The sequence below is a fragment of the Filimonas lacunae genome (genome assembly GCF_002355595.1).
Lineage (GTDB): Bacteria > Bacteroidota > Bacteroidia > Chitinophagales > Chitinophagaceae > Filimonas > Filimonas lacunae.
The window spans coordinates 6,106,004-6,117,869 of record NZ_AP017422.1 but is presented as its reverse complement, the minus strand read 5'-3'; the positions used below and the strand labels follow the sequence as shown (position 1 = coordinate 6,117,869).

7 protein-coding genes are annotated in these 11,866 nt (G+C 43.4%); 6 read left to right on the top strand and 1 reads right to left on the bottom strand.

The window, feature by feature from the left end; all coding sequences use genetic code 11:
- Window positions 1-8: 8 nt before the first annotated feature.
- Entirely contained in the window at window positions 9-2,294 is a 2,286-nt protein-coding gene (locus tag FLA_RS23950; protein ID WP_076375094.1) for a DUF4350 domain-containing protein, read from the top strand.
- A 273-nt stretch (window positions 2,295-2,567) separates the two neighbouring features.
- A complete protein-coding gene (locus tag FLA_RS23945; RefSeq protein WP_076375092.1) occupies window positions 2,568-3,014 on the top strand; it encodes a response regulator in 447 nt (148 codons plus the stop codon).
- 73 nt (window positions 3,015-3,087) lie between these two features.
- On the opposite strand, the gene FLA_RS23940 is transcribed toward FLA_RS23945, so the two are convergent.
- Window positions 3,088-5,358 (bottom strand): InlB B-repeat-containing protein, encoded by a 2,271-nt coding sequence (locus tag FLA_RS23940; RefSeq protein ID WP_076375090.1) that lies wholly within the window; start codon window positions 5,356-5,358, stop codon window positions 3,088-3,090.
- Between the two features lie 217 nt (window positions 5,359-5,575).
- Here FLA_RS23940 and FLA_RS23935 point away from each other — a divergent pair, with 217 nt between their 5' ends.
- From FLA_RS23935 to FLA_RS23920, 4 genes are all read left to right on the top strand, one after another.
- The gene (locus FLA_RS23935) at window positions 5,576-6,385 is read left to right on the top strand and encodes a helix-turn-helix domain-containing protein (RefSeq protein WP_076375088.1); all 810 of its coding nucleotides are present in this window, start codon (window positions 5,576-5,578) and stop codon (window positions 6,383-6,385) included.
- Window positions 6,386-6,457: 72 nt separating this feature from the next.
- Entirely contained in the window at window positions 6,458-7,045 is a 588-nt protein-coding gene (locus tag FLA_RS23930) for an RNA polymerase sigma factor (RefSeq protein WP_076375086.1), read from the top strand.
- 123 nt (window positions 7,046-7,168) lie between these two features.
- Complete coding sequence (locus FLA_RS23925) at window positions 7,169-8,185, top strand: FecR family protein (protein WP_076375084.1); 1,017 nt, start codon at window positions 7,169-7,171, stop codon at window positions 8,183-8,185.
- Window positions 8,186-8,221: 36 nt separating this feature from the next.
- The gene (locus tag FLA_RS23920; protein ID WP_084205986.1) at window positions 8,222-11,866 is read left to right on the top strand and encodes a SusC/RagA family TonB-linked outer membrane protein; all 3,645 of its coding nucleotides are present in this window, start codon (window positions 8,222-8,224) and stop codon (window positions 11,864-11,866) included.

Genomic DNA, 11,866 nt, shown 5'->3' with positions numbered 1-11,866 from the left:
GATATATCATGAAGCTTACGTTTAGGATAGCCAGGCTGGAACTGAGCAATCTCTTTTTCTCGCCGGTGGCCTGGGTGGTGCTTATCATATTCCTGGTGCAGGGTGGCTGGGAGTTTAGTGCCTTGCTGGAACGCATGGAACGTTCGCAGCAAATGGGCAGCGATAATGGCAACCTTACCAATGTGGTGTTTTCCGGTTACTTTGGGGTGTTCACTAAAATAAAAGAATATCTCTATTTATATATACCGTTGCTTACCATGGGATTAATCAGTCGCGAAACCGGCAGTGGTTCTATTAAGCTGGTGTATTCCTCACCGGTAAGGGTAAGTGCTGTGGTATGGGGTAAGTTCCTGGCCATGGTTTGCTATGGGTTTTTGCTCATGCTTTGCCTGGTAGTGTTAATGCTCAGCGTGGGCTTTGCAATTAAAGATGCAGACTTGTTGCTGGTAGCATCCGGTATCATCGGATTGTTTTTACAGGTATGTGCCTATGCGGCCATAGGTTTGTTTATGTCGTCGCTCACTACTTACCAGGTGGTGGCAGCCATTAGCACACTGGCGTTGCTGGCCGGCTTAAACTATGTGGGCAAGCTTTGGCAGGATGTGGATTTTGTAAGAGACATTACTTACTTCTTATCTATCTCTGGCAGGGCAGATGATTTTATCGATGGCCTTATCTCCAGTAAAGATGTATTGTATTTTGTAATTGTGGCCTGCCTATTTGTAGGGCTTACTATTTTAAAGCTGCGGGGCGACAGGGAATCCAAACCTTTTTACATAAAGGCGCTTCGCTATGCGGTGCTATTAATAGTAGCACTAGGGTTAGGGTATATTACCTCGCGTCCCACGCTTACGGGGTACTGTGATATGACATCTACCCATAAGCAAACTCTAACGCCTGCCAGCCAGCATATATTGAATGCTATTAAAGAACCACTGGAAATAACTACCTATGTGAACCTGTTAGACGAAAACTATTTCTCCGGCTTACCCATTGCCCGCAATAGCGATTTGTCCAGGTATAATCAGTATATCCGTCATAAACACGATATCAATGTAAAGTATGTGTATTACTGGGATAGCACCAAAAACGATGAGCTGTTTAAACGCTTTAAAGGGATGCCTGCGGGGGAAGTAGCGCGTAGCATGGCCAAAACCATGAACCTGGACTTTGCTTCTTTTCTTACGCCTGCCGAAATGAAAAAGCAGATGGATTTAAGCGAGGAGCAATTCCGTTTTGTAAGGCAGTTGAAAGCGGGTAATAAAACCACTTTCCTGCGTGTATATAACGATCTGATGCGCCAGCCGGGTGAGCAGGAATTTGCAGCGGCCTTAAAACGTCTTACGGTTGCTGCTCCCAAGGTTGTGTTTGTAAGCGGGCATAACGAAAGAAGCATACGTCGTATGGGGGATGATGATGTAAAGCTGGCTACTACCGAAATCACTTTCCGCAATTCATTGGTAAACCAGGGTTTTGATGTGGTAGATCTGTTGATGGAACAGCAGGATATACCAGCTGATGCGGCAATACTGGTGATTGCCGACCCGCGTACTCCTTATTCGCCCGTGGAGTTGACAAAGATCCGGCAGTTTATCCAGGCAGGCGGCAACCTGCTTATTGCAGGAGAACCTAAGCGTAAAGAGGTAGTGCAGCCAGTATTAGACCTGCTGGGATTGAAGTTGGACAATGGGTTGGTATTACAGCAAAGTGAAGATTTTGCTCCCTCCCTGTTAAAAGCACCTATCTCTGCAAAAGGGATGCAGCTACTACAGGCGCGTGCTAATTATCGCCTGATGGCCGGGATGGTGTTTCCGGGTGCGGCTACTGTTTCTGCTAAAGCAGATGCAGGGTTTGCTATTACTCCTTTAATTGTTACCGATACCCTGCATACTTTACGGCGTATTGCTGCGGTAGACGACAGTTTACGCACCGTGCAATATACTGCCAGCCTGCATGATGAAAGGGGCGTTTTCCCGGTGCTGGTAGGTTTAACCCGCGAGGTGAATCATAAACAACAGCGTATTATAGTGGCAGGTGATGCCGATTTTATGAGCAACAGCGAATTGCTGCGAGCCAATATTCAAACCGGTAACTTTACCCTGCTGATGGAAATGTATAAATGGTTTACTTATAATGAATTTCCTGTAGATGTATATCGCAAGCCTTCAACTGATGATGCTATTCTGGTGTCTGCAAAAGGCGTAAACAGGCTTAAGTGGTGGCTGGTGGGCATTTTGCCAGCCCTACTGGCGGCGGCTGTAGCCTTGTTGCTGATGCGAAGGGCACGTAGATAGAAGTGTATGGGAGAAATCCTGCACTGAAAGTCATGAAAAAGGGCTGTATTCTTTCGCTGGAATACAGCCCTTTAAATTTTGATGATAAGCCTGCTGCAAAAATGGATGAATGAATTAGAATTATCGCTTAAATGACATTAAAATTCGATTAACTTAGGTGGCGGAATGAACCGGATTTGGTTTTTATTACCTTCCCGGTTAACTTTAATCGAAATCCGTAGTTAGCCTTTCTCCCCAGGAAAGGTATTAGTAAACCTTACATCCGCTGCTTATATGGAAAAGATAGTTATTCTATTGGTAGAAGATGACCTGGACGACAGGGAGATCTTATCCTCAGCTATTAAAGAAGTGTATCCCTCCGCTTATTTGATGGAAATAACCAATGGTAAGGAACTGTGCCAGCTGGCGGATGATAGTAATGCACCCCACATTGACATGATTTTTATGGATATTAATTTGCCCTTTTGTAATGGCAAGTTGTGTTTGGAAAAACTACGGCAATCTGCCCGTTATGCTTCTGTTCCTATTATGATGATGACCACTTCCAGCAGGGGAAAAGATATTGATGATACATTTGAAAGTGGCGCTACCCGGTATATTGTAAAGCCTTACAGTTATATAAAAATCCTGGAATTAATGAAGGGCATATTAGCCAATGTAAAAAACTTCAATAGCTCCATTAAAGATAAAAACGCTTACCTGTGGAGGTATAGTGTGTAAAATGCCGGAGACTGCAATAAACACAAACGGGCTGCCCATATAAAGGCAGCCCGTTTGCTTTGCGAACCGTTTATTATTGTTTTATAAAAGATAAGGATGCTTTGATGGCATTTCCTTCCAGGCGTATAAAGTACATGCCCGCTGTTAAGTATTGACAGCTGAAAGGTACTTGGTTGTAGCCTTGTGGAAAATCTTTATTCGCCAGCATTTGTACCAACTGGCCTGCAGTATTATACAGGTATGCGGCTATGTGTCCGGCTTTTCTGTTAGTAAAGCCTACTGTAGCGCTGGTAGTAGCTGGGTTGGGGAATAATTGTAAAGCGATGTTATTGTCCGTGCTTTCTGCTACCAGGCTGTTATCAACTACCTGCGCGATGGTTTTGGCCGAAGCGGTAGTGCAGGAATAAGCAACAGGTGTGTTGCCGGTTACTTCCATCCAGTCAATATTGGCAAATTCTTTTGCTTCTGTAGTTTCCAGTCGTATGCTGCTCACCCCGGCAGGTAGTGCAACCGTAATAGCAGTTGTGGTAGCCCAGCTACTCCAGGAACCTGTTACCGGGAAGTTGATGGCTGTCACGGCTGTGCTGCCGTTTACCAGCAGGCGTGCTACAGTAGAACCACTGCTGGTGCCATGTGCATAGCGCCATTGTAAAGTATAGCTGCCTGCAGCAGGCACGCTGATATAATAGTTAATGCCTTTAGATGCTGAGTTGGATAAGTTGATATAATAGCCGCCATCTGCTCCTGCGTAGGTGTTCTGACGGCTGCCGTCTGCTCCGCAGTAACCCGAGGTAGAAGTGGCCGCATCATCAATACGTAAAGTATTGCCGTTGCCAGTGGTAATAACAGTAAAGCTGGCTGTTACTGCGAGGTTGGCGGTGATGGTTACCTGTACAGAACTGGCTGTGCTGGTAATGCCACCGCTCCAGCCGGTAAATGTATAGCCGCTGGCAGGTGTAGCGGTGAGGGTAACCGTGGTGCCTGCAGTGTAAACCGCAGAATCGCTGCTACGTGTTATGCTGCCGCCTGTTGTGGGTGTTGCTGTGGTGGTAAGTGTATAAGTGGCGGGAGTAGGTGTAGTAGTGGTGCTTGCATATTCTTTAGCGCCAATATCAGGTGCCGATCCGCTATAGGTAATACCGGTTGCTGTAGCACCGGCATTGATCATAACACTGCCACTTGCCAGTGATAAAAAATTACCGGTGTTAGGGCTGCCGTCTGTGTTTTTAGTAACAGCAGGGGTAAGCGATGCAAAGTCGGCGCTGCTTACCACCAGCGAGCCGCTGTTGGTGCTTTGGCTATTGGCCCACCATACATTGGTGTTGCCTGTTTGCGTGCCATTGTATTTATCACTGCTGCCTGCCAGGTAACTGAGGTTGTTAGTAAAAGTAGCAGTGCTGCCGGTGCGGAAGTTGAAATTGCTTTCCGCATTATTGTAGCTCGTGTTGTTGGTTACTATGATGTTGCCGGGGTTATCATTATCGGTAAAGCCATGATGCCCATTGTTGAAGGCAATACACCTGCGTACAATATGGTTTACAGCAATGCCCGAGCCGCCCAGCTTAAAACCATTCTTATCACCGCTACCCGAAGTTGATCCGGTGCTTAACTGGCCATTGCTGTAAGCAACACAACCTTCCAGCGTAACAGGGCCTATAGGGCCGGTTTCGTCTTTGGCATAAAAGTCCCAGCCATCATCAATGTTGTGGTGCGATATACAACCACGGAATGTATTTCCCGTACCGCAGGTAAGCTTTGCTGCAAAGCCATCTGCATTTTCATTGCCGGGATCCTGGTTGTCAAATGCTTCGCAGTTCAATACCAGGTTGTTCATAGGCCAGGTGCTTAAAGTGGCATTGGCTGTTTTGTAGCGACTTAACTGCAGGCCGGTGTCATGGTTTTTAGTGAAGATGCATTTTTCAAGGGTGTTGCCATTGCCTGATAACAGCATGCCGTTGTCGCCCGCACCGGAAATGGTAATGCCGGTAATATGCCAATAGTCGCCATCCAGTACAATACCTCTGTTGGCATCGGCAACAGACTGGGAAGAGAAGTCCAGCACAGGTACTTCGTTATTATAAGCTACTATGTTTTTGTTGGCAGCGGCAGTGCCGTTGTTGTTATCAGCTATCACAATAGTAGAAGAGAGCGCATAGTTGCCACCACGCAGGTAAATAGTGCCGCCTGCTGTTACGCTGCTGATGGCGTTGGCTAAGGTGGTGGGAGAAGTAATAGAGGTGCCCGGGTTAGAGGCGGTGCCGTTGGGCGCTACGTATAGCGTGGTTTGGGCATAGGTAAAGCTGCTGCAGGCCAGGCCGCAGAACAGCAAGTAGCGTTGTATCATAATTGGTTATTTAGGCGCAATTTATCTGTTAGTTGCCCAGTGATTTTTTTCTGCACCCTGTTTTAAAAAAATAGAGAAAAGAATGTATAAAAAACACACATGTTCATTAAGTACAAAAAATGTTTATGTTCGTCTTTAATTTCAATAGCGTAGAATAACCCTGCATCATAAACTATCCGGTAAAAGCTAATCTTTTATATAAACCGCACATAGTCCCATGAAGAAACCAATTGAGTGCTGTCGCTTCTCCCAAAGCCAGTCTCTGCAAACGTTACAAAGAAATGATCATCATTATGAGAAAGACTTTTCAGAAATTATTTATCTCACCAAAGGCAAAGGAGCAGTTAACACTTTCGATTACGAGATACAGGATAACCTGCCCAGGCTTATATATGTACCTAAAAGTGTAAACAGTGTTTTTATACCTTTCCCTGATGCAAGGGGGTATGCGGTGCGCTTTAAAACAGAGTTTTTACCTGTTAATAAAGTGGATTTCTTTATGCATTACTTCAGCAGTTACGATATGCAGGTGGTGGCCGAGCATCAGCAAAAAGCCATACTGCATTTGTTTGAACTGATGCAGCCTGAAAGTGTGGCTGAAGCAGAAGAAGATACCAGCATGCATTACCTGTTACTGGCCTTGCTGGCTAAAATTGAATTTATACGGCGAACGGATGGCGACGGGGATGTATATAAAGACAGGGATTATGATGTGTGTAAACGTTTTATGCAATTGCTGGAAGCTCATTTTTACACCAGTCATAAAGTGAGCTTTTATGCACGGGAGTTACATATTACTTTTCGCTCGTTAAATGAAATGGTGCTGCGGGTTACGGGTAAAACGGTGTTGCAGTTGATTGATATGCGCAGGTATATTGAAGCGCGTAAGTTGTTGATCCAGTCCGATAGAAGTATTTCTGAAATTGCTTATATGTTGGGATTTACACGAACTTACTTTACGCGTTTCTTTCAAAAGAAAGCAGGGGTAACACCATTATACTTCCGGCAAACCTGCCAGTTAGTATAAATACAGTGGCACCAGGTTGATTAGTGGTAAGCTGCGCAATGCCGGAGGGTAATATTATTTATCTTTACCCTGTTGATTACCAGCGATTCGTTATTATGGCGTCAGTTTTTAAACGGTGATAAAGCATCGTTTGAGCAAATTTACCGGCTGCATTATCGCAGCCTGTATGAATTTGGCATGCGCAAAACCAATGATGAAGAGCTGGTAAAAGAATGTATGCAGGCCCTGTTTGTAAAGTTGTGGCTCAACCGCCAGGGCATTAGCGAAACGGCCAATCCCAAATACTACTTAATCACCTCGCTTAAAAACACCATTGTCAGTGCCCAAACTGCCAACGGCCGGGTATCACATACAGGCGACCGCGAGGAAGATTACTTTCAGCTCAGTTTTACCGAAACGGATAAACTGGCCGGTGCTGATGAAAAAACGAAACAGCTGATAGATGCTATGAATCAGCTTACCGGGCGGCAAAAAGAGGTGATATACCTGCGTTTTTTTGAAGAAATGCCGTACGAACAAATTGCAGAATTAATGGATGTGTCGGTAAAAGGCGTGTACAAACTCAACAGCCGCGCGTTGGACGCCCTGAAGGATATTCTGGATATTTCTAAAAAAGACCTGCTGGTGCTACTCGCATTATGCAAAATCTACTTTCAATAAATACTGCTATTACCCTCTTTTACAGATGGCGGAAATAAAAATGTAAAATTTTTCAAAAAAAAACTTGTTCCCGTGGGGTAATTTTTTCCTTTTGTCTGTTTTATCACAAACAGGCATCCTTATTTGGAGAAATATAATAGTTATACCACCGACGATTTTTTAAACGACGACTACTTTATCACCTATTGCAAATATGGAGAAGAAGAAGCGGTGCGTGCGTGGGATAACTGGCTGCAAAGTCATCCGGATAATGAATCCGCTTTCCGGCAGGCGCATGCCTGGCTTACTGCCGTGTTGGGGGCTACACGTATTACAGCACCCGCCTACCTCGAAAATCATCTATGGGAGCATATCCAGGAAGACATTTCCCTGCAGGAAAAAAAACTGCAACGTAAAAGGTATGTCAGAATGTTTGCTACCGGTATAGCGGCCTGTTTGTGCCTGCTGGTAGCTTCTTTATGGTATGTCAACTCCCGCGTAACCGTATCAACAACACTGGGCGAACATCGTACAATAACACTGCCCGATAACAGTGAAGTAACCTTAAATGCCAACTCTTCGCTTACCTACTACCGCGCATGGTGGTGGCATAAAAAAAGAGAAGTGTGGCTTGCCGGTGAAGGATTGTTTAAGGTGCAGTACCAGGATAAAGACGCAGCCGGCGTGCCACCAGCAGAACGCTTTACTGCTTATGCAGGAAAGTTGAAAGTGGAAGTGCTGGGTACTACGTTTAATGTAAAGGAGCGTCGCAACCGGGTAATAATAGCCCTGCTGGAAGGCAAAGTAAAAGTTACCGAAGAAGCACATGTTGATAAACCGGTTATTCTGCAGAAAGGGGAAGTGTTTCGTATGGCAGAAGGAAAGGTAGAAACCAGCCAGGTAAACCAGCTTACCAATCAGCCGCAGGCATGGGTAGACAGGAAGATTGTGGCAACGGGTATGACGGTGCAGGATATTATTAATAATTATGAAGATACGTATGGGGTACAGATTATTTTAGATAATCCGTCCCTTGCTCAAAAGACTATAGACGGCACTATTTCAATAGGAACAGATGACAATCTGTTGTTCATGTTGGCCAACATTCTGAATGCTGATATAGATAGAAAAGGGAAGCAGATCTGGTTAAGATCGAAATAAAGCTTTCCGTAACTGCTGATTAAAAAATAAAAAAGTATGACGAAAACAACTGTTTATGTGCTTCGGTGCTTTTTGATGCTATTGTTTTTTGAAACAGTAGTGGCGCACCCGGTAATTGCTCAGAGCCAACAGGAGAAGAAGATTACCCTGAAGCAGGCGTTAGAAGCGGTGGAGAAGAAATTCGGAACCAAATTCGCGTACGAGCACAACCTGCTGGAGGGCAAGTATACTACTACCAAAGCCCTGGAAGCAGAAACCGTAGCCGAAGTGTTGAAAGACATTTTATACCCCAACAATCTTATTTTCTTATATGTAAGCAATAACGCTTATTCTATTGTATCACGCAGCGCCAGTTTCTTTAAAGGAAACGAGCAGGCGGGTGCCCCTGCACAACAAGCAGTAGCAAGTGCGGGACAAGCGCCTGGTAAGTATACTGTAAGAGGTAGCGTTACTGATGTTATAGGCAACCCATTACCTTTTGTAAACATTTGGGTGAAAGGTTCTAATAACGGCGCACAAACTTTAGATAAGGGTGATTTTATTCTAGCTAATGTAGATGCGAATGATACTTTGATTTTTACTTATGTAGGTTATATTACGCAACGTGTAGGCATTGATGGACGTTACACTGTGAATGTGCAAATGCAAAGCGATGGCAAAAACTCATTGAGTGAAGTGGTGGTGGTAAGTACCGGTTTACAGCAGTTGCCTAAAGAACGTGCTACTGGTTCATTTGCTACTGTAACTGCAAAAGACCTGGAAAAAGTGCCGGTGCCCAACGTTATTCAAAGGCTGGAAGGTTTGGTACCTGGTGTTAAAATCAGCGTGCTGGCTGGAGATAGAAGTTTTATATACGGTGGTGGTGGTACTAGTGGCAATGGTAAATCAATAAACAGTGCTACCCGCACGGTAGGGCAAAACGACTATAATGCTACTATTCGTGGAACAGGGTCTTTAAATGCTGAGAAGTATCCGTTAACAGTATTGGACGGTGCTATTACAGATCTTGATATTTCTGCTATTAATCCTGCTGATATTGAAAATATTACTTTCCTGAAAGATGCAGCAGCAGCCTCTATCTGGGGCGTGCGTGCAGCTAACGGTGTTATTGTAATTACTACCAAAAAGGGAAGAAGTAACCAGGTACCTGCTATTAATTTCTCTGCCGGATTCAATGTGTCGGGCAAGCCGAATCTGAATTATCTGCGCAGAATGAATTCTGCTGAAATGATTAATTACGAAACTGAACTGGTGAATCGTAATTTATTAACTACAGCGCTGCTTACTCCTTCTGCTTTCAATTATACCTCTTATCCACATAAAGGTGCCGAACTGGCTTTAATGTTAAAAGCCGGTACTATTACGCAGGATGCTTATAATAAATCAATAGATTCTTTAAAAGCGATTGATAATACTTCCCAGGTAGAGAAATATCTGATGCAAAGCGCCAGGAATCAGCAGTATAATTTATCCGTAAGCGGTGGTAATGCTTATTCTTCTTATTACTATTCTGCTTCATATAGCAAGGAAGGTACCAATGTAAAAAGAACGACAGGCGACAGGCTTACACTGACATTGAATAACAGCTGGAAGCTGTTTAAAATAGCTACATTAAGTACCAGCTTTAAAGGGTCGTTCTTTAATTATGTGAACGATGGTATTGCGCTGAGTTCTTTATATTCTACTTCTAATGCACATAATCTCTTTCCGTACGAGCAAATTGCAGACAATAATGGCAATGGGGTAAATTTAAACTGGTATAACCCTGCTTTTATTAATTCCCTTGCAGCAGGTCGTCCTGCCTGGACGTATAATTACCTGAATGAATTACGGTTAAATGATAATGTGCAGAAAGATCAGAATTATGTGGTAAATATCAATTTGAGTGTTCCCATCTATCGTGGATTGTCAGCTTCGGTAATGTATACAAACGAAAGATCTTATAGCAACTCCCGTCAATTTTATGATCCGCAGAGTTTTAATATCAGAAATCTTCTGAATCAGTATACAGCTCCTACTTCTACAACCAATTCCCTTGGTTATAGCACCAGCTCGGGACAATTGCTGGTGGGCAATACCACTACTAATAACTATGCTGTACGTGGACAATTATCATACGATAAAACAATTAACGGCATTCATCAGTTAAATGTGATTGCAGGTAGTGAAATAAGACAAACTCAAATAGGGGGAACTGCTTTTACGTTAATGGGATATAACATGGCAACAGGCGCAAGTGTAACTATCACAAATGGTAGTTCATTTCCTGGTGTAAGCGGAACAACCTACTGGTATAATACTGGTACGCCTAGTCAGCAGGATAAGGTTCGTCGTTTCCTGTCTTATTTCTCCAATGCCGCTTATACGCTGATGGGCAAATATTCTCTTTCAGGTAGTGTAAGGTATGATGATTATAATAATTTCGGATTAGACAGAAAATATCGCGCTACTCCATTATGGTCAACTGGTGCTAAATGGGATATTTATAAAGAGGGTTTTATGAAAACCTATAAATGGATCTCAAGTCTTAGTTTACGTGCCACTTATGGAGTGAATGGTAACGTTGCGCAAGATCAATATCCTTATACTTATATTGGAACGCCGTATACAGATGGAACAACCGGGTTACCACAGTCTTCTATTATAAATCCGCCCAATCCGCAGTTGAGATGGGAAAAGACATATGTAACTAACCTGGGTGTGGATTTCGGCTTTTTGCAAAATAAACTGGCTGGTTCTATTGAAGTATACCGCAGAAATGGAAAAGATCTGTTGTATAATTTACCTTCTGGTCCTACATACACAGGCACTATCACTACTCTTTCCCGTAACGTAGCTTCTATGGTGAATAAGGGGATTGAGATGAGTTTACGTGCCCAGGTATTCAGCAATAAAGACTGGACTGTTTCTGTTGGTGAAACCTTCGCATATAATACCAATAAAATAACGGATAAGCGTATTGATTCCACACTGGGCGGTTCTTATATTTATAATTATAGTCCTGCCAGTGTTCCCAATCTTTATGGGTATGCTACAGATAAGCTGATGGTGTACAGGAATGCAGGGTTGAGTGCTAATGGCATGACACGCGTATATAATTATAAAGGAGACACCGTTGCAGCTAGTCAGGTAACCTATCTGCGCGATATGAAGTATGCGGGACGTACCACTGCTCCTTATTTTGGAAGTGTAAATACTTCAATAAGATATAAACAGTTTACTTTATACGCTTTGGCTACTTACCAGTTTGGAAGTGTGTTTTTGAAGCCAACGATATCACAATATACTGTTTACTCTTCTGTACAGGTGTATGATATGAGTAAAGCGATAGCCAGTCGTTGGCAGAAAGCAGGTGACGAGAATATTACCAATGTACCTGGTATTGGAGTTGCTTCTTATTCTTCTCAAAACGTCAATAGATTCCAGTATTCGGATATTAACGTTCTTTCTGGTGATTATGTTCGTTTAAGAGAAGTGTCTTTGAGTTATCAATTCCCTTCTACTGGTTTTATAAGCAATGTAGTGAAAGGTATGAGCTTTACGGCAACTGTGCGCAACCTGGGATTAATATGGAGAGCAAATAAAGAAGGATATGATCCTGATTTTATAGGCTATCCTGGTCGTTCTTTCGGTTTGCCGGCTGCCAAGTCTTATAATTTTTCTTTAAATGTTAACTTTTAA